Raw genomic sequence first — 21,091 nt, forward strand, 5'->3', positions numbered from 1 at the left:
GGTTTTAACTCCTCAGGAAATCCGTGTTTTTCTGTTATATCTTTATCTATTTTGAAGTAGTGCTCTATTGATTGATATAAGTGTGTACCAAGCGGGATTGATGTATCCATAAAGGTCATGGCTGTGGCATATTGCAGTGAATCCCATTCACGGTTAAAACCACCTACGTAAAATGTTGGCTTGGTGAGGCGATAATGTTTAGGGTACTTTAACGGCACCATGAGAGACACAAACACGCGTGAACCACCACGGGCTGAACCTACATTTCGCTCATTTGCACCAAAACAAACAATGTCTTCGTAAGGTAAATAAAACGGTTTTCTAAACAAAGTATGAGGGGTTTTTACTAAACCTGTATGGCGGTTAAAATAAAACTTATCTCGGTGCGATAATATGGCACGGTGTTTTAACGTAAACACTCCTAAACAAAAAAGAGTTATATAGATTGAGGCCATCACCCAGAAATATTCAAACCCATTCACAATTAACGCAATGATATGAAAAAAGAAAACGATTAAAGCGAGGCTAGTACAACCAAAGCCCAGAATAGTAAATAGATTTGACCACCCGCCAAACCATGAAATAGCAAGTTGTTGCCCATCTCCGCGAACCCAGTGCCCCTCAAGTGTTGAGCCACGGTTAGGTGACTTAAGCTCTGCTGCATATTCATCAGTGAATCGTTTACTTTTAAACGCGCGGGTTTTAAACCCGCAGCCATTGAGTGTTTCCGCTTTTTTTAAACGTGTTTCATAACTATCTTTATGTAAATAGTCCCTTGGCAGTTGCTCTTTGTAGGCTTGTCTGTCGCCACGATATTTTCTTTCGTTTCTAGTCCGCCTCCTTATTTCCGCCACTTTCTCGGGGTTATTTTTTCTAAACTCTTCTCTTCGCACCACCGCTTCTTCATCTAACGCCAGTTGTTTGATGGTTTTATCTTTTGATCTGGTAGGGTCTCGATTTGGGTTTTCAGCGCACCACTGGTTAATCGCGTTAACACGGTTTTCTCTTTTTATTTTTTCTCGTTCTTCGTGAGTTAAACCGTCTTTTTGTTCAGCAAAATAGCGCTCAAGATCCTCATCACTAATAAGGTTATCAAGTAAGTCATCAAGTTCGCTTGATTTCTCTGAGCTTTTATCATCACTACTCATTGTTACTCCTTTATTTGCTGTACTTCTTGTAAATTTTTTATAACTTAGCTTTTTATAACTTAACAATGGCTTGGCTGATTACTTGGCCAACGAAATTAAGATGACACCCATCTTAACTATTCAGAGTGAATATCGTTTTTATTCTTCAATTTGCGCGGCGTAAAGCCCCGCCTACGCAAATTTAAACAGCTATATTACATCGCCTGTAGGCGGCAGTTTACCTCGTGCATGGTTTGATTTTTTTCTACCTTATGACTAAGATGCGCGTATTTAAAGTGGCTCTCTTCTTAATTTCCTTTTTACTTCCTTAGTCGTCAGTGTGCCAATAAACCTAGATGGGTGCATAACCCCTAGGCTTGAATTCCATTTTTAATTTTTATCAGAATCCTAGTTGCATGCTATACATAAAGTCATCTTTTAAGGTATTCCCATAAACAACTGCAGTGCTAAGCGCTTTGCTTTGTATTTCCATGTTAGTTTTTCGATACGCTCAGGCTCACCTTTAAAATGCAGCCAAGGTTTGGTTATTTCTTCGTTCGGTGTCGCTCTGAGCCAATTAAAATGCGCAGCCTCTTTATTAAATTTCTGCCAAATTTCGACTTGTTGAGCAAGCGAAAAGTCGCTCCAAAAATTATTGGGTCTGTCATTTTGCTTATCAAATTCAGCGGTGAGTTCATCAAGGTGGCGGCAGTTTTCATACTCAGGCACATCAGGCAGTGGTTGGTTGTTATCCATAAACCGCACTACTCGTTCCCAATATAAATAGCAGTTCATCGGGTTATTTGAGTTATCAGGCACTTGAACAGCTATTTTAGTCTCAGGGTATTTATCCTCATCAATATGACTAATAAAAGGCACAAACCCCATTACACCCGGGCGTGTTGCCACTATATCAAGGTGGCAGGCAATATCAGCCCATTTAAAACAACAATTACCCAGCTCATCACGCTCTTCACAACCAGGTATCTTATAGGTAAAGCCGACTAACTGTTTTTTTCTGTCAAAATATATTTGCTTTTTAGGGATGTAACTATCTGTTATTGGTAATAAGTTAAGAAAAAACAAGTTCCAAGAAAAAGTGAGTATAGGTATCCACCATTGAAATGGCTCATTGGAATAGGTGGCCACAAAGCAACAGATCAACAAGATTAAACTCAAAGTAAATCCGATTATTATGGGACCAAATAAAATAACCCTAGCGGAATTATTTCCACACATTTCTATTTTATATCGCTCTGGGTGTTTTTGAATTACTTTTTGCTTTTTTGTAGATAAATCATACAAATAGCATAAGCCTTTAAATTTTTTCTTGAGGCTATTTAATCTTTCAGGGTAAAAAAAGCGATTATATCGCGTTTTTTTACTCATGATATCAACGGCTAGGTAGTCATTATTTTGCATTTAATATCCTTATTGTTTAATCAACCTTGACACTTTAAAGTGCCTCGTTTGAATTCCTTTTCTGATTGTTAACGTATCATGGACTCTGAAACTTAAGCCGTTTCACGGAAAGCCGATAAAAAGTTGAACTAGTAAACGCTTTACTTTATATTTCCACGTTAATTGCTCTATGCGCTCAGGCTCTGCTTTCCAATGCTGCCAAGGTTTCGTTATTTCGTCATTTACTTTACCTTTTAGCCAATCAAATGGAAAAGCATCTTCTAAAATTTCGTCCCTAATTTCAATTTGCTGTTCAATTGAGAAGTCTACCCAAAAGTCTGAAGGACGATTATTATTTTTATCAAACTCTGCTGTAATTGGATCTAAATGTCGGTGTTGTTCATATACCGGCACATCGGGCAATGGCTTACTTAAATCCATAAAGCGCACATAACACTCCCATAATAAATAACAATGGACAGGGTTAGCTGAAAGCTCTACAACTGAACCGGTTACTATTGTTTTAGGGTACTTTTCTTGGTCTATATGACTAATTTCTGGAAAGTAATTCATTACACCCGGCGCGCCCATTTTCGAGGTTAGCCTGCAAACAATCTCTTCCCATTTAAAGCAACAGTTACCTAAGTCATCTCGTTGTTCACAACCGGGTATATCAAAAGTAAACCCGACTGTTTGGTTTTGCCTGTCAAGATACATCATCTTATCAGGTATATACCTAGCCGTTATTGGTAGTAAATTTAAGAAGAATAAGTTCCAGCAAAAGGTAACAAGTGGTATCCACCACTGAAAATTTTCACCTTCATCATAAAATGGAAGTGATAAAATACTAATTAATGTAATTAAGCTTAATACAGCTCCAATGGCCATTGGACCGAATAATATGGCTTTTATAGGGTTATTACCACAAGGGACAAGCTTGTATTTTTCGCGCTGATTTTCATATAACTTGTTCGTATCAAGCCAATCATATAAAAAACACAGGCCTTTAAATTCGTGATATATATTTTTTATACTACGATATTCAAAAAAACGATTAAACCTCGTTTTCTTTGCCATTATTCCAACACCAAGGTAATTATTTTTTTGCATCAGGTTCCTTTGCTTTAATAAACCTAGGCAGCATACACCGCCTAGGTTTGAATTCCTTTTCTGATTGTTAAAGAGCGGTTGGCTTGTAAACCTGTTTTTATTTAACCTGAATCACAAAAGTAAAATATTGAGCTCGTACGCACGTTTTATATTTTTCTCTAGCAATACGGGGTCATCACTAAATGGCGCAATAACATAATTAACTTCATCCCTCGGGTACTCTTCTGTTGCATCACGATTTTCGTGATAAACATACTTATAGTTATTTTTTATGACAGGATCGAGCGGATACTTATCCATATAGGGGCCAATTTTATCACCTCTCCATGTAACACTATTTCCTTTGTTTAAATGGTGTTGAACAGACTGTAACAACCCAAAAGGGATTGGTTTATTTTTATCCATAAATTCCGTTAATAATGTCCACGATTGACAAGCCCCATCGTAGCTATCAGCAAACGCGACTATGTATTGGCAATCCCTTTTACCATGTTTAGGGTATTTTTTAGGGATTAAACTTGTAACAGGCATGCCTCTTCCCAAGCTAAAGCCTAACGAGCCTCGATACATCTCAACTTCTTCAAATGGTATAACAAGTTCTGGGTTGCCACCAAACGCGGGGAAATTTACATTGCCGGTTTTTCGATCGAAGACGACTAATTTACCTCGCGGTATTCTCGCTTTACGGTGGTAAATAAAAGCAATTATTAATAATAAAACTTGCCCTAGAATAAACAAGGGATCAAAAAGAAATGAGTCCAAGAGGTGTTGTAAACTTTTTGCTTTAAATAACCCAAGGACTTGCATTATCGCTCCAATCGCAAAGAAGGTTAATGCTAGCCAAGAATAAGAACTATCATCCGTATCCGTCATACTTCCCATTAATAATACGCCGTAATAACGACCATCAGTTGAATATATATCGTTTACTCCTAACAAATTGTCATAATCGACGTCTACTTTTCGATAATATTTCCCCATGTCAGTTGGTTTTTTAGGGGGGCGTAATGCTGATACTTGTTCGGTGTTTATCATAATGTTACTCAAATCCTAATTCTTTTTTTAGCGCATAATTCCATAGTGATAAATTCACTTCGGTTGTAAGCCATTTATTTGGTTTTTCAAGCTCGCCGTACTCATCGCGTTTTGATACTGGTAATATAAATTTATTATCCTCAAAGGCAGTGCTCACTGACGCCCCTTTGCCCTTAGGATACGTTTTCACTCGCAGTCTAAACGTGATTCTGGTTGTGTTGAGCGCTTTAAATATGGCGGCGCAGTTATACTGATTTAAATCAAGTCGTACACCTTGCCCACTTGATAAATCAGTCACTAACACTTTATCCCAAAATGTTTGTCGCCAATTTTGACCTTGTCCAGCGCTATCACCTAAAACGAGATTTTGGTATTCGTCATCATTTCCAAAAAAATCTAATAGGCCCTCTCGAGGTTTAACTGCAAGCTCTACATCAATAAAATTAAATGCTGTGTTTGTTGGGCAGGTTAAAATTAAATATGCTTCGGTGGGATCTTCATAGGTTGTAACAGCCCCACGAGATTCAGCGATGGTATACATATCATGCAATTTTTCTACATTGTCACTGTGTACTTGTGGTGCTGTGGTTAATTGTGCAAAATCTTGTAGGGCATAATCAGGGCGTGTTTTCCAACTACTACTGTTATCATCGCCATAGGCATCTGTTCCCCACGGGCTGATTTTCAGCCAGGCTTCTATTTCATCATCAACAAATAAATAGTAAATAACCGCGCCAACCAACACAATAATCAGGCCAATCCAGCCTAGTCGTGAGCCCACTTTAATACCTAAAAGGAGGCCTCTTAGTGCAATGGCGTCACCCACCGTCATCAAAGTAAAACCGACCCCCATGGTTAATAAACCAAATGCGGCGTCATTATCACCTCGTTTAATGGCATCGAAGCCATCTATAAAGCTCGTAACACCACTGTAAATTGACGCAGTAATATTCGCACGATACATATATTTTGAAAATTTAAAAACACGCTGAATACCTTTTGGAACATTGACATCGCCTTCTAGCAATAGTAAAAGCTGTTGCTCAGTTGGCATACCGTATTTCATTACATAGGATTCACGAACAAGGGTCAGTACCACAGCGGTAAAATCGAGTGCGCCACCGGCAAACACTTTTGCACTTTTAGTTGTTAACTCGAACTGCTCAATACTTCGGGTTAAATTAACTACCTCAAATAAGCCAACTGCGCCCAAAATACCAATATTAGCCTTGCTAAGAGTATTAACAGATGCATTTGATAAAAACCTTTGATTCGCTAAATGCTCAGTCGCCGTTGCAAGTTCAGCTAGCTTTTGGTTTAAATGTTGATTTGTGCGTACATCATCCGCTAACTTTAATTGATTGTTTTTCAATTGTGCAATTTCATCTTTTAGTGATGTAACATTTAGTTGCTTTGCATCGACCGTTTCTTTTAATGCGATAACATCAAGCTTTAATTGTGATGCCCCTTCCCCCGCTAAGACACCTTGGGCTTTATCTGCTAAATCTAATAAGTGGGTTAGTTTGTTTCGCAAGTGCATAACATCATCTACCGTGGCATTGATTGGCCCGCGTGCGGTGGTAATTTTTGTACGACTACGATTTTGCGCACGCACTACATCCCTAATTTCTTTACTTAATTCTTGCGCAATCTCAGCCCTTGCTCTTGCATTTAGGGGAATAAACCCTTTTGAAAACTTACCGTTATGGTAATCTTGGGCAGTCATTTCAAGTACGGTAAATTGACCATTCTCTAATTGATTTATTATTCGTAGCGCTGCCATTAAACCTTTATTTTTACTTAACTTAGCACTCCCCACCCGTGCTAATTCTAATTCAATATGAGCCAATTTATTATTTATATTGCGTAATGATTTTTGTGCTTTATTTAATTTGCTATCAACCGCGCCAAGTTCAGCTTTTAATTTGTCAATTTCAGGTTTAGCTAAAGCATGTTGTCTTCTATATTCTGCATCTGTTTTATTTAGCCCTTTAACTTTATCAGCTAATGCTTGCTCTGCTTGGCTCAGCTTTGCTTCTAATTTCTGCTTCTGCACTGTTTGTAATTCAGCTTGTTTTTTTAACTGCTCTTGTTGCGCTATACCCGCTGACTTTTCGCTTTGGACTTGTTTATTAAATGCAGCGGCTGTTTGTGCTTGCCCTTGGTTGGCGCTTGCGATGAGTGATAAATCTAAATACCCTGTCGCCATGCCCATAAGCGCTTGCGCTAGTCGCCTACCGATTTGTTCAACTGCTTCCTTGTCTCCTTCGTCAAAGGAGTTATCTTCTGCAACCATCTGAATGCGTTCAATACTAAATTTGGGATTGAATTTATCACTGTGATCTTGTGGGTCTAGTTCTATACCGGCAGGCTTAGTTGCCGTTGCAGGTTTTTTCGGCTTACCAAAAAATAATTCAGAAATAGGATGCGCTGGCTCTGATGGGTGTTCACCTACTAGTTTTAACATAATAGACGAGGTGGTTGTAGATGTTGTTAAGTTATCCCAATCGCCTTTATCGAGTATGATTGTTGGGAACTGACTCGCTGGGTGAATTTTTAATACTAAAGCAATATCTTTTATTACATCAAAGCCCGACGCATAATGTGCGTTGTAATGATATGCAAAGTCCTCCATACAATGCACAAACTTAACAGTGTTAATATCTTGTTCTAAAATTTCGATAAGCACTAGCTGCTGACTTTTTATCTCATCCGCTAGGGCTAATAAACGATCATATTTTAAAAACGTTTTTAAGTTTGTTTCATTTAAGCAGCTAGAACGCCAATTTTTTATTTTATTTGCAAATTTAATTTGTTCAGCTTGAAGTCTCTGCGCGTCTTTATCACCTTTGATGGTGATATCACCGTCTAAAATGGCATCATTCATTTGATAAAAACGGTTTATCATCTTTTCAGCAAGTTCAAAGTTTGCTTTTTTAATGGGATCTTTAATAACTTCTTGGCCATCAGGGCCAAGTTCTACGCCTTTAACCTCATAAAGTGTACTGGCAATTTCAACTTGTAATTTTAAAATTGCATCTACGTAATTTCTTACAACAGACAGTCCATTATTTAAAATAACTTTAGCGAATTTATCTGCTGCGATATGTGGAATTTTGCGGTGGATTTTCGCACCATTTTTAATAATCCCCGTCTGTGTAAAGCCATTTTCAAAGTCAGATAAATTATCTAACTTTTGCATTCTTTTATTGCGAGCAATAGTTGAAACACCTCTATCTGGGCAGTCTCTTTCTTCACTGCTTAATGGGTCACCATAATTTAGCCTTGGATCTGATGGATTCATTCCTCCCAGTTTTAAGATTTGTGACCACGACCATTGCACTTCTGAGAATGCCATTTCAACAGAGCACTGTGCACCTTTAATTTTATTGGGGACAATGATAGAGCTAAGAGCTTGCCCTGTTGCGTCTCTTCTTCCTTGTTTTGCGTACGCTTTATTTTTATTTTTTTTCCATGGTAAAAAACCTTTCTGGTAAGCTAAATTAACATCTCTAAATTTAACCACACCACATTCTTCTACAATAACCTGAAGTTCACGCCATAGATAACCATCTACATAAACATATACATACCCAGCAGATAAGTTAGAAATATAATCATCGCTTTCATCTTTTGTATCGTAAATCATTGGGTAGGTACAAACTAATTCTATATCAGCAACATTCGATCCTGTTTGCTGTGCTCTTGCTTGATAAAGAGGGATTTTATAGACTTTGTCTGTTTCGTTCGGATTTTTGTCATCGCGAATAATAAGTGATAAATTCTCTTCATCCGAACCAATCCCTTCAAATACAAGCTCTCGATGCGCGGCTTTAGTTAAAACTTGATCTGGGCTACAAACATCACTCATACGATTGACACTCCATCTTCATCTAACTTTTCAGATCCTGATATTTTAATAACTATTTGTTTGTCACCTTGTCTATCTGCCAAACTATCCCTCACTTGCACACTCAATCCCCTTGGTGCGGGGCCGCCGGATTGCATAAGTGGCGCAGGTGGGGTGTTTTTAGAATTAGAGATCATCGGGTCACCTTGGCGTACAGCGGGTTTACCTTCAATTAATACATTAAACGAGCCCATGATAAATTCAGCTTCACCGTCGTTTTTCTTACTCGCGACGCCTTTTTTATCACCAGGGGAGTCACCTGAGCTTTGTGAAAAAGTGCTATTTATATTAGCGGCGCCATTGCCATTGACTTTTACTGAGCTGGCAACATCTGTAACGTCACTTGATTGCGCTTTATTTGCGTATGGAATTGGTACAACGCTAGTCCCAATTGTGGTTAAGCAGACATCCACCGTCATAAGTTTACCGCCACTATCTTGATGTACAGCGGTACGACCATTTATCAGCACATTTTGCCCCGATACAGCTTGTACTTGTGGTGCTTGTGAAGCTGTATCTTTAATAAGCTGCTCTTGGTTACCGGCTTGCCAACCTAAATGCGTTGATACTAAATCTAAGAATGCTTGCGCGTTACTAACGGGTTTATTTACATCCATATTGGTTTGCGGTTCGTTCCATGGCAGCCTAGGTTCGTTTTTTTGGCTATCCCATTGTGGCGGTGGAATAATATAATCAGGTATAAAAATATTTACCATTTCACCGAGGGTTTTCTCGCGGTATTTTGGCCTGGCAATCTCAGCTAAAAAGGCGGCGTCACTACTGGCTTTATCTTCAAAAATAGCGATACCGTTAGCTTTACCTAGCGCACCATTACTGCGGGCGCTATTGTTAAGCCCTAGCAATGTTGAGTTGTTATGTCGCCATGTTACTGAGCCACCGGTGCGCACATCAGCGCTTAGCGCATCAATATCATATTGTACGCTGCCTGTTTGTTTGCCTGCTGCGGCGTTAATATAAGGCATTATTTTTCACTCCTTGAAATTTTGACTAGCTGCTCATTAGGTGCATTAAAAATAGCAAATACCTGCTCAAATGAGCGCGTAAGCGGGTTGCATAAATAGCTTTGTGCTAGTGTAAGTGCCGCTAATGAGTTTGCATTACCTTGATGCCCTATCGTCGTTGCTAACTCTGCACACTCAATGAGCGGCTGGCCTTTTTTGTACAATTTTTGTGTGTAAGCAAACCATTTTTTTTGCCAAGTAAGTGATTGTTCGCCCGCAAATAAATAACGGTCTTGGCTGGTGCAATTGGCCTGCGCTAATTGAGCCGTCATTTGGCCGTCATATAATTGCGCGGTAAGCTTGCCTTGCGGGTGTATTAACAGTGCATATCCACCTTCGCCATATATAACGCCCGGTGGGCCGTTTAATACTTGCACGGTGCAGCGTTTAGCTTGTTCACTTACATATTGATAGCTATTACATGAATCCACAGCGATTACTAAGGTGTCGTGGTTTATGGTGGTTAAGTCACATGTTGGCATCTGTGAATAGGCGGGTATTTGTTCTGCAATACACTCTTGGAGTAGCTCAGCGAGTGTTTCATCGCTTATCAGTGGCTGTTTAATTTCATCAACGGGCAGTAAAAATACAATTTGGCTAATGCGGTTTGTTTGCCTTAACGTGGCTATATCAACTTGCTCAAGTAGGTGCGAGAGCATTAATAAACAGCGCGTGACTCTATCGAGTTGCGCAAGTTCGTCTATTTCAACAAAAATATACGGCGCATCTAAACTAATATCACATCGAATTAATGCTTTACTTGGTTTAGAAAAAAGCATTTTATTAGCCACTGCAGTATACAAGCTGCTTGATGTACAGCCGGCAGCATTAATATGATAAAGACTGTCAAAAGTAAGTTGTTTCATATTAATTTTCTTTACCGCTATTTTGTTCTGAGGCAACGAGTATTTGACTATTTGCGCCTACTTTTTCAAGACTAATATGACCGCGCCAAAGCAGAGAAAAGCACTGGGCGTCGGAATCAATTACTAAGGTGTCGCAGCGCATGGTTAGCCGCTCACGGGCTAGTGTATTTACCACTTCCACAATAGGTTTTTGGTACGGCAGTTCTATACGTTGTTGTTGTCCGTATTGTTGTAATGGATAAAGCCCTGTTAACTGAAACGCCCAGCCTTTGCCAAACTCGGCTGCAACTTGCTGATCAATGGGCGCTGTGTTGTATAAATCTTTTGGCTGTGTTGTTTTAAACGGGTAGTCTCCCGCCATAAGTGCTGTTTCGTCTATTTCTGGTAAGCGTTCAACTCGTGGCGACCAATGGCTTGGTATGGCCGAAAAGCTTGCGACCGGTGTGCTGTGGCTAGGTTTTCTAAGTAATGAGTTAGCGTATTCAACACTGGGTAACTGCTGGCCAACCGCGTGCTTATTTTTAAGTTTAAAACCACGGCCGATTGGGTTTTCTAAGAACGTGTTGCTCTCGTTATTTAGCTCTTTACCACCAAAAGCCTGCATATAATTGAGTGCCACTGGGGTAATAATATCTGGATCTGTAGCGACTGGTCCAAGCAACGAGCGTCGCCAATAACGCGCTCCGGTTACACGTAAACGCTTTTTAAACAAAGGTTGCGAAGGCGAATCAAGGCCCAGCTCAACCTCAATAACGCGCGCGTCTTTTCCTTTTGGCGGATAAGCAGTGCAATTACCATATACTTCAAAGCCATACTTAAAAGCCACCTGCTCGTTTACTTCACAAATCGGTGAGCTGTTAGGATCGCCTTGGTAATCATCAGCAATAACAATCTCAGGGCCGGGTTCAATGGCTGTAACGTTGCCTTGCTCATCAAACTCAAAGCTTTGTTTAACCACCACCACTTGACCTTCAGTACTGTCTTCTAACCAGCCGCTAAACGTGCTGGCTTGCCAAGGAGAAAGATTATGAAGCATGAACGTTCTCCACTTTTTCACTTAACAGTAATTGCCACTGCGATGCACTTTGCTGGACATGAAATAAACCACATGCACTTGTTAAATCAAAATGAGGGGCAATAACACGTTGTACTAAAGAGCCTGCTAATTTAGCGAGTTTTTGTGCGCTATTGGCTTTGGTAAAACTAATGCCCATTAAAAGTTGCTCACCTGCTTGCATTGCAAACGCTTGCCTTACGTGCTCGGCATCATCAAGGTTAATGCCGCTTTGCGGTTTTACTGCATTGTTATCACTGACGACTGACATTTTTTCAGCTTTGGCAAGCGGCCTATCTGTTAATGTGAGCCACGCTGCATAAGCACTTGGTTGTGTTACTGCGATGGTCATTAAATCCATTACCAATGGCAGCGCTTGTTTATAAACAAAATGACTTAATACAAACGAGCAGTGCTCTGGATTTGCTTTGCAAAATAATGCACAGGGTTCGTACCAACGCGTGTCATTAAGTAAACCCGCTAAAGCGAGTAATTGTGCTTTTTGCTGTTCATCTGCGGTTTTTGCAAACACTTTAAATAGCTTATCGCTTACATCGTCATGCCCTGCACAATAACTATTTACTAACGCAGCAAAGGCAATCTCAAAATCTTTGTGTAATACCGCTGCGAGTAATTCACTGGTTGTAAGAGGTTGTGAAAATAATAAGGTTTTAACCACGTTTTGGGGTTTTTCTTTACCTTCAAGTACACTGGTGCGTAGCGCTTTTAAATCGTTAAGCTGCCAATGCTTTAAATTATGTTGAAGTAATTCACACTGCGCTAATTGCTCACTGCCTCTTAAGCTATGAAAGTAGGCAGTAAAGTCATCAATAGCAGTAATGAATAAATCAGCCGCTATTAAACGATATACTTCACTATGTTCGCTATTTTGCTGTGCAAGTTCACACAAAGCCTGCCATGTTAACTCGCTTACTTGGGTTAAGTTTTGCGCTGAAAAATAATCTGTTGGCGCTTCGCCTGCCAACTCACTTAAGGTATATAAATGATTGAGCATTTGCGTGTCGATCACGCTAAAACGTGCCAACGAAAACGCCCCTTGCTGCAACAACTTTTGCCGGTGCTTTAACAAGGTGGTGAGGCGCTGATTATGAAGTTTTACTTTATATACAGGTGCGAACATAGTGCTAATTAAGCCTAATTGGCCAGCCAGCCAAGGTAAGGTCTTGCTCGCTGTTTGCTGTAATATCTTGCCCTTCAAGCACGATAGTGCCGTCTGCATATACCTCAACACTACCCTTGGCCGTTTGTAGGCTAACACTTTGCTGGGCTTCAATAACGATATGCCCTTGCGAATTATTAATTTGCGCGGCAGGTGCTTGATCCGCTTGCGCTAAGAGCGCCGTTACAATAAAGCCTTGTGCGCTATGTACAAGTAATACATTAGCCCCTACTTCTGCGATGCTGACATGTGCGCCTTGCGCAATAACTTGATGTTCAACATTATTAATTAATACCGCTTTTACACGGCCAAAACTGTCGACACGACTCACACACGCTAAATGTTGATCGTGATTGAATATACTTTGGATCTGAGCGCTCATAATAAACTCCTTTTCAACTAGTTATTACTAATTGCACTGCCTTTCACGGCGATATTACTGGCCGATAAAGTAATACTTGTCGCATCAATGGTTAAGTTACCACCGGCATCAATTTCAATACTCGCACCGCCTTGACTCAATTGCAGTGATCCTTGACCATCCGCTTTAATGGTAATATTTGCGCCACTACTAATTTCTATATCGCCATTGGGGGCTTGCAGTTCTAAATTGCCGTCAACCGAATATGCGCTAACATCTTGTTCACCTTGTAATTTAAGCTCTTGATCCGCTTTAAGCTCTAAGCTGCCATCGGTTGCTTCAATACGTGTGTTTGAGGTGGCTTTGAGGGTTAAATCTGCCGCCGATGTTACTGTGATATCCCCTTCGCGGGTTTGCATTTGCAAGTTATTCTCTACCCGCGTAGTAAAGTCATTGGCAACCGTAAAGGTGGCGTCGTTTTCAGCAACAAATTGCAGATTTTCTTTCGCTGATATTTTTACATCGCCATCTACAGACTTAAGCGTTGCTTGATGTGCGCCATTGGTGGCATCGAGTAATAGTTGGTTTTTATTATTTTTATTAGCAAGGCTAATTTTTTCTTCGCCTTTTTTATCATCCATTATTAAACTGTGGCCAGCTTTAGTAACGAGCTTATTCTCGGTCGGATTTTGGCTGGTAACTGGGTTAGGTGCATTTTGGTTGTATAACGCACCTAAAATAATGGGTCTGTCTAAATCGCCATTTTCGCCACAAACTAATACCTCAGTACCTTGTGTAAGCGGAAAGTGCATGCCATGACCACTGCCACCATAAGGTTGCATTAAGCGTGTTGGGCGGCTTTGTTGGCCTTCACCATCTTGATTAAATGGCAGTTTTACTACGTAATTACCATCATCATCAATTTCTTGCTCTACTAGTGCGTTAAAAGTTGCAAATACACGTCTTTCTGGAAGTAACTGTGCTTTAAACTGTTGATCCGATGGGACCAAGTACGCCTGATTTTTATAAGTTAAGCCTTTTACGTTAGCGCCATATTCCACACCTGCTTGCTGGCTACCCTTATGATCAACACGCACAACCAAATATTGGCCATTATGATCTGGATGATCATAAATAGTTAAAATCATTCCTGGTCTAAGCGCCCTGCAATCACTGTCGATAATCAATTGCTCTCGTTGACAATCAAACGCTTGCTGACGCGTTTTAGCAAGCGTATTGCCCTCGCCAGAAGTTGCATAGTTATTACCATAATGACTGTCTTCACCAAATCCTGGTTGCGAAGCGCTATTTTGCGCCGATACCTGTAAATTACCTGGTGCGCGGTAGTTATAATCGTTTAACGCAATACTTTGCGGCTGAAGTTGGGCTTGGCGACTAATTGCGAAGATTGTTTCGCTAGTACGTACTTGCCCAGATGGTGGCACATAACTTAAGTTTACTTCATCAAACAGAGCCGCAATATCTTTGCTGCTATTGCATACTTTAAAAGTGCAATCCGCGTCAGTTTGCTCAACAAAACTATAAACAAAGCCATGTTTACGCATTAAACGCGTAACAAATTCATAATCAGTTTCGTTATATTGCACTGTCATATCGAGGCTAGGGCCGCTGGCTTGCATGCTAAATTTTTGCATTGGGAAGCCCGCTTTATTAAACACACTTTTAATAATGGCAGCGGGATCCATCGCTGTAAAAACACGATTGGAATGTTGATGCTTAAGTAAAGTTAAATAAGAACTCAACACTAACGTGTAATGATAACCTTGGTGACTTTTACCATGGGCTACAAAACGACTTAGTAAACCTGAGATAGTCCGATCTGTCATAGACCACACCAAACTCAAACTGGCATCTTTACCTAGCAACGTTTGCGCAGTTAAATGTTCCTGACTCAATACTTGAATATTAAATTCATAGTCTTCACATAAGCTATCATTAATTGATGTGAAGTCAGTTACCTGCACCATGCCATCAGGTAAGCCTTGTATACTTACGCTAAAATGACTGGTATTCGCTTTATGTTCACTAAAGATGTCCATGAGTCCCATTTTCAATCCTTTTTTATCTATTAAATTAGGCGTTATCGGCAAATATTGCGGTGATTTCGTCTTGCTCATCAACCGTTAACGTTAAAATATCTGGCATATCTTCTTGCGCCATATATTCCAAAATAGATTTAGCAATTCCCGGTAAAATTTGTCTTTCAATGACTGCATTTACCATCCGAGCACCGCTGTCTGAAAGCTGGCATTGCTGAGTTAACTTACTCAATACACTTGCATCAACACGCAGTTGCATTTTATGATTTGTAGCAAGACGCTTAGCAATCGCTTCTAGTTTTAAACTAACAATTGCTTGCAGTGCATCTTGATCAAGCGCTAAATAAGGCACTACTTGCATGCGTGCAAGTAAAGCTGGTGCGAAGAATTGTAGTAACTGTGGCTTAATTAATTCACTTAACGCACCAATTGACGGCACTTGCCATGGGCTACCATCTTCATTAATCGGTGCATCCGTTGGATTGAGTGCGTCATTAATGGCTTGCTGCTGCTCAGTCGGTTGTTCTACATCATCGTCTTGCTCTGGACTCAAATCGATCACTGTTGGTGGTGTGCATGCATCAATTAGCTCTGCTGAACCTAAGTTAGACGTCATGATGATCACGGTGTTTTTGAAGTCAATTTCACGGCCTTCACCATCACGCATATTGCCGCGTTCAAATACTTGATAAAACATGTTAAGCACATCTTTATGCGCTTTTTCTACTTCATCAAGCAAAATTACTGAGTATGGGCGCTGTCTTACCGCTTCAGTTAATACACCGCCTTCACCGTAACCTACATAACCAGGAGGTGAACCTTTAAGCTGCGATACTGTATGCGACTCTTGATATTCACTCATATTGATAGTGGTTAAGAACTTCTCGCCACCAAACAATTGCTTAGCTAAACAGCGGGCTGTTTCAGTTTTACCAACACCGGAGGGTCCGGCAAGTAAAAAGACCCCTAACGGTCCTTGTTCATTACTGATCCCCGCTTTGCTGACACGTAATGCTTGCGCAATTTTTGCCATACCCGCTTGCTGCCCGATCACTTCTTGACCAATTGCCGATTCTAAATTAATGAGGTTACTGATCTGATCTTTAACCATGGCACCAACAGGTACACCGGTCCACTGAGAAATTATTTGTGCCACTGCATCAGCATCTACTTCGCTAAATAAGCCATTATCTTGACTGTTTTGCTCTTTTAAAGTTTGGCGCAAGCTAAGTAGTGCAGCACTGTCTTGTTCGCTTGCATTGGTTGCTTGTTTAAATTCGTTGATCTGGCTTAAAGTGGCAATTTGTGACTCACGAGCACTGGTTAATGCAGCAAGTTTATCTTGTGCAGTATTTAACTCTTGCTGTAAGTACAATAACTTATCCATATCGACAGCTAAACCTTGCTCGCTTTCACTGGCAATACTGGCAATCCGAGTTTGTAAATAATTTATATGCTCTCGCTCAGATTCAATTGCAGCTGGATCAGTTGCAAACGACATTCTGACGCGAGCTGCTGCTGTATCAAGTACGTCAATTGCTTTATCTGGTAACTGACGACCTGTGATATAACGAGCTGACAATACAACAGCCGCTTCAATGGCATCATCGGTAATTTGGATATTATGATGTTGCTGATATTTATCTTTTAAACCCGCTAGCATAAGTTGCGCAGCTTGCTCCGTTGGCTCATCGACTTTGATCAGTTGAAAACGACGCTCTAATGCGGCATCACGCTCAAAGTACTTTTTATACTCACTCCAGGTGGTTGCTGCCACTGTGCGTAATTCACCTCTGGCAAGAGCGGGTTTTAATAAATTAGCCGCATCGCTCATACCAGCATCGCCACCCGCACCAATTAAGGTGTGTGCTTCATCAATAAACATAATGATCGGCGTGGTTGAGTTTTTAACTTCGTCAATTACTGTTTTTAAACGGCGCTCAAACTCGCCTTTAACACCTGCGCCAGCTTGTAATAAGCCCATGTCTAAGACTAATAAACGCACACCTTTTAATTCATCAGGTACTTGACCATCAATAATACGCTGTGCAAAACCTTCTACTACGGCGGTTTTACCGACTCCCGGATCACCCACTAAAATCGGGTTGTTTTTACGACGACGACATAACACATCCACCATCATGCGTATCTCGTCGTTTCGCCCGAGTACAGGATCAATTTTTCCTTGCTTAGCTTTTTCGGTTAAATCTTCACAATATTCATCAAGCGCGCCGCCACCTTCACTTTGGCCATTATTTTGCGTTTGCTGAGCTGTTTTTGCCTGTGGGTTTAAACGCTCGCTTGAGTTTTGACAAATTTTATCGAGGTTTTCGGCTAAAAAGCGTGAGTCAATTTTATCTAGCAACGCTGGTAATTGAAGCACAGGGCTATAAGGTAATAGCTCCGTGAGTGCATCAAGCAATGCAGCACCGTTGATCCAATTACTTTTATGCTGCACATTAGCGCTCAACCATGCGCGTTCTAACCATTCATATAAACGACGAGAAAACACCGGCTTACTTTGGTTACCCGCAGGTTGACGATTTAAAAAGTCAAGCAACTCATGCCATACCGCATCTTGATTAATATTAAAAAAGTGAAATATTTGTTCTAAATCGCCACTACTGCCCTCTTCCATCAACTTAATTAGTAAGTGTTCAGGCAGCACTTCAAAATGACTACGACTGCTAGCAAACCCTGCAGCAGACTCAAGCGCGGTCGCGGTATGGCCATTTAGCTTGTCGATAAGTTGTTTAATGCCTTTTGCATCCATTGTTTTGTCCTTAAATCTGGTTTCTTACTAATGTTGATATTGAAGATGGGTATAGCTGTGTACGGTTGTGTTTGCCGCAGCACTACCTAAATAACTGTTGTGTCCAAGTATTAACGGTGACACACCGATTGCCTGTTGCTCTACAGCTTCGTTAGCCACTTTGATTTGGCATAACCACTGCACATTATTTGGTAAGTGAGTGCTTAATAACGCCGCCATTTTTTTACCTTGCTCATGCAAAGGGTTCAAACTAATGGCAGTTTCACTGTCTACAGGGCCGATGGCAATTGTTAAAATACTGCCACTTACTAATACTTTGCTACCTAATACCGCAGAACCACCAAGTACCATTTGGGCATCATCACCAAATGTACTTGGGGCATCAATTGTTTGCCAATTAGCGCGGGTATCGTCAACGTGCAGCTCTTTCACTGCAAGTGTATGTTTAAGTAGTTGAGTTAAGCCTGCTGCACTGGTTTGTTTTAAGCTAGCAATGCCGCATTGTACTTTTTGATCTGTTTTTGTAGATAAAATGGCTTCTATTAAATGATCAAATTGATCTGCACCACGTCCTGCAACATTGATTTGTGACTTTTTCCACGCCTGAAAAAGTTGGCAATATAAAATATGATTAAACATATCTAAAAATTGCCGAACCCTGTCACCACTTTCGTCATCACTTGCTGCTTGCTCTAACAGGTAATGTGGCATCGGCGCATCAACACCATACAAACCCAAGAATGACGTTGATAAACTGAGTCGCCCGCGTCCTTGGTTATCTAAGCTACACGCACGTACATCGGTTGCTGGAAAGCCAAGCTCTTTATAGGGCTTAAACATCACCCGCTCACTAATGCCTTTGTCAAGTTCGTGAGGCGTTGCCCAATGCTTTTCAATTAAGCTCATCGCTTTAAATAAATTAAACTGCCAAGGCTTAGCAATTAATTGCTCAATCGGTTTGGGCAATTTAGCCCAAACGGGATGCTTTATGGCTGGTTCATGCACACTCATAATTGATAACTCTTGCCCGGCTCAATATCCCAACACCAGGTTTTATAGCTAGGAATAGCATTAACGCGAGTCTGCACACTTTCATTAATTGGTGCGTACATTAAAAAGAATTGGTGCAACATATTACAAAAATGATAAAGATCGGCATCGCACACAAACTTACTTTCATCGATATCAATTAATACATCTACGCCTTTAATAAAAATTCCACGCTTTATTTGGCTGATCGGAGTAGCCGTTATTTTTTGAATGCTCTCAATACGCAAGCGATTCTCAGCTTTTTGCGACCAATCAAATAGCACTAATAAACGTTTAAGCTCGGTTACTTGAGTTATTTGGGAAAACTTAACATTAAGTAAGCTGATCAGCTGCCAATGTTTTGGTTGATCTGGGCACGGTAAATAATTAGTAGGCCTAATAACATTCTCAACCTCGGCAATACTTGGCATATCGCGCCCGCCAATATTTAAATCACCTTCTTGCAGTAGTTGCCGAGGCCAGCCTGCATTAAAAGCAGTTAAATCAACAGATAGTGTTTCTTTTTCATCATTTAGATTGAAAGGCAACTGTAAGTAATGAGTTGGCGCAGCTGCACCTACATCTTTAGTTAATACGGTAAATAGCTTTTTCTCATCTTCAAATACACTTTGATAACGAGGTGTATAATCATAGGTTTTACCACTGAGCGAGTTGCGCCCCATTACCGAATCGACGGTGTAACTGAAAATATGATCGGTACGATTTTGATCTGCTGTGATCATATAGTCGGTACGATTGGGTTCGATTCTGATTGGCTCTGCCGCTTGGGAAAATAAATTAATTGCAGGCACGCAGTTTATAAGTAGGTTTTCACGGGATAATTGGTGTCCGGGTGGTAATTTACTTGAGCCACGAAAAACTATTTCAAAGCGGTCTATATGATCTGCAAACTCAACGTCTTGCAAACCTGTAAAAGTTAAAAAGTAAAAACGATCTTTGGCATTAAAGTAATCTAATAATAATGCATAGCCTGGATGGCTTTGCTCAGCACTCGGTAAAAGAGCCCCATCAATATTTAAATAACTGGCACTGCAACCTTTTACTTTAAGCTTTTTATTATGCTCAAAATGCGCAGGGCCAAAATCAAGTTCAGCATGTTTCTCTGCCGTTTGCAGCAGCTTAAATAAAGAGCTACATAACGGGGTATCGCCGCGTAAATAAAACTGCAAGTTTGATAAGTCATAATTTTTACGCTCACCTTGGCATACAAAACGTAAACCAATGCGCAGCTCTGCACCTAAATGTGATTCTTGATAGCGCACATGCTCAACATCGAATGGTGCTACTGTTAGATTATGCGTGGTGGTAAAAGTAATATTTTTATGATCAACTACCGTATTATCTGCTTTTAATGTGAGACCCTTTTCAATCATGTGAGTCTTTTGCATTGCCAGCTTAGGGCTAAATTTCACTACCGTACTCGAAGGGTAATAACTAAGCAGAATAGGACATAATTGACGCAGCACTTGCTCTGACACTTCTGGTACTGATTCATCCAAGCGTTTTTGTGTGTGCGCAGTTAAATACGCCATACCTTCGAGTAAACGCTCGATATGCGGGTCGCGATCTTTTAAGGCATCAATATTTAACATGCCCGCATGCTCAGGATAATGTTGTGCAAACTGTTTACCGGCCTGCGTTAATAAACGCATTTGAGCATCAAAATATTGCTGCATTAAAATATCCTTTTCATTGAAATATTAATCACCATTTTTAGCGTGCTGCATTACATCAGCCTTACCGCCTGATTCAAACCGCGTGTTTAACTTAATACATTGGCCACTGGTTAGAAATGCTTGAATATCCAGTCGGATCACGCAATTTTCTTCACGTATTTCCATTGGAATAACATTGGCATAACGCACTCTTGGCTCATATTTCTCAATCAATTTTTTAACCTCAAACGCCAAAGTATGTTGCGAATAAGGCAAACCTTCGTAAATATCTTCAACATCGGGCAAACCATAATCAGCCAAATGCTTTAACACCCCACGGCGAGCATTAAGCAGCTCATTAAGATGGTTACAGACACTATTTTGCTCATCAGTCTGAAAACCTTGATGTCCATTACGAATGACAGGTTGAGTTAAAAAATCGAATAACGCCATGAACTTACCTCTGATAAAAGGATATGCTTGCGCA

General features: G+C 40.4%; 15 protein-coding genes. All 15 read right to left on the reverse strand.

The window, feature by feature from the left end; all coding sequences use genetic code 11:
• Window positions 1–1,148: hypothetical protein (locus tag H5200_RS18060; RefSeq protein ID WP_182762078.1), on the reverse strand; the 1,148-nt coding region annotated here is incomplete at its 3' end.
• Window positions 1,149–1,565: 417 nt separating this feature from the next.
• Window positions 1,566–2,549, reverse strand: a complete 984-nt coding sequence (locus H5200_RS18065) for a hypothetical protein (protein WP_182762079.1) — start codon at window positions 2,547–2,549, stop codon at window positions 1,566–1,568.
• A gap of 102 nt (window positions 2,550–2,651) precedes the next feature.
• Window positions 2,652–3,638 carry a hypothetical protein gene (locus tag H5200_RS18070; RefSeq protein ID WP_182762082.1) on the reverse strand — a complete coding sequence of 329 codons (987 nt, stop codon included), beginning with the start codon at window positions 3,636–3,638 and terminating at the stop codon, window positions 2,652–2,654.
• A gap of 111 nt (window positions 3,639–3,749) precedes the next feature.
• Window positions 3,750–4,673 (reverse strand): hypothetical protein, encoded by a 924-nt coding sequence (locus H5200_RS18075; protein WP_182762084.1) that lies wholly within the window; start codon window positions 4,671–4,673, stop codon window positions 3,750–3,752.
• Window positions 4,674–4,677: 4 nt separating this feature from the next.
• Window positions 4,678–8,544 (reverse strand): hypothetical protein, encoded by a 3,867-nt coding sequence (locus tag H5200_RS18080; RefSeq protein WP_182762086.1) that lies wholly within the window; start codon window positions 8,542–8,544, stop codon window positions 4,678–4,680.
• Window positions 8,541–9,566: a DUF4150 domain-containing protein gene (locus H5200_RS18085; RefSeq protein ID WP_182762088.1), complete on the reverse strand. Its 1,026-nt coding sequence runs from the start codon at window positions 9,564–9,566 to the stop codon at window positions 8,541–8,543. The genes H5200_RS18080 and H5200_RS18085 overlap by 4 nt, the downstream gene beginning before the upstream one ends.
• Entirely contained in the window at window positions 9,566–10,471 is a 906-nt protein-coding gene (locus tag H5200_RS18090; protein ID WP_182762090.1) for a hypothetical protein, read from the reverse strand. The genes H5200_RS18085 and H5200_RS18090 overlap by 1 nt, the downstream gene beginning before the upstream one ends.
• Window position 10,472: 1 nt before the next feature.
• Window positions 10,473–11,507: a DUF2169 domain-containing protein gene (locus H5200_RS18095; protein WP_182762092.1), complete on the reverse strand. Its 1,035-nt coding sequence runs from the start codon at window positions 11,505–11,507 to the stop codon at window positions 10,473–10,475.
• Window positions 11,497–12,666 (reverse strand): hypothetical protein, encoded by a 1,170-nt coding sequence (locus H5200_RS18100; protein ID WP_145242475.1) that lies wholly within the window; start codon window positions 12,664–12,666, stop codon window positions 11,497–11,499. The genes H5200_RS18095 and H5200_RS18100 overlap by 11 nt, the downstream gene beginning before the upstream one ends.
• A 4-nt stretch (window positions 12,667–12,670) precedes the next feature.
• Window positions 12,671–13,087, reverse strand: a complete 417-nt coding sequence (locus H5200_RS18105) for a hypothetical protein (protein ID WP_182719402.1) — start codon at window positions 13,085–13,087, stop codon at window positions 12,671–12,673.
• A 17-nt stretch (window positions 13,088–13,104) separates the two neighbouring features.
• Window positions 13,105–15,126: a type VI secretion system Vgr family protein gene (locus H5200_RS18110; RefSeq protein ID WP_182719407.1), complete on the reverse strand. Its 2,022-nt coding sequence runs from the start codon at window positions 15,124–15,126 to the stop codon at window positions 13,105–13,107.
• A gap of 34 nt (window positions 15,127–15,160) precedes the next feature.
• Window positions 15,161–17,899: a type VI secretion system ATPase TssH gene (tssH, locus tag H5200_RS18115; protein ID WP_182762095.1), complete on the reverse strand. Its 2,739-nt coding sequence runs from the start codon at window positions 17,897–17,899 to the stop codon at window positions 15,161–15,163.
• A gap of 27 nt (window positions 17,900–17,926) precedes the next feature.
• Window positions 17,927–18,910, reverse strand: a complete 984-nt coding sequence (tssG, locus tag H5200_RS18120) for a type VI secretion system baseplate subunit TssG (RefSeq protein WP_220491355.1) — start codon at window positions 18,908–18,910, stop codon at window positions 17,927–17,929.
• Window positions 18,907–20,625 carry a type VI secretion system baseplate subunit TssF gene (tssF, locus tag H5200_RS18125; RefSeq protein WP_182762097.1) on the reverse strand — a complete coding sequence of 573 codons (1,719 nt, stop codon included), beginning with the start codon at window positions 20,623–20,625 and terminating at the stop codon, window positions 18,907–18,909. The genes tssG and tssF overlap by 4 nt, the downstream gene beginning before the upstream one ends.
• A 24-nt stretch (window positions 20,626–20,649) precedes the next feature.
• Window positions 20,650–21,057: a type VI secretion system baseplate subunit TssE gene (tssE, locus tag H5200_RS18130; RefSeq protein ID WP_145242485.1), complete on the reverse strand. Its 408-nt coding sequence runs from the start codon at window positions 21,055–21,057 to the stop codon at window positions 20,650–20,652.
• Window positions 21,058–21,091 lie beyond the last annotated feature (34 nt).

It is taken from the genome of Pseudoalteromonas sp. SG43-7 (genome assembly GCF_014164295.1).
GTDB lineage: Bacteria > Pseudomonadota > Gammaproteobacteria > Enterobacterales > Alteromonadaceae > Pseudoalteromonas > Pseudoalteromonas rhizosphaerae.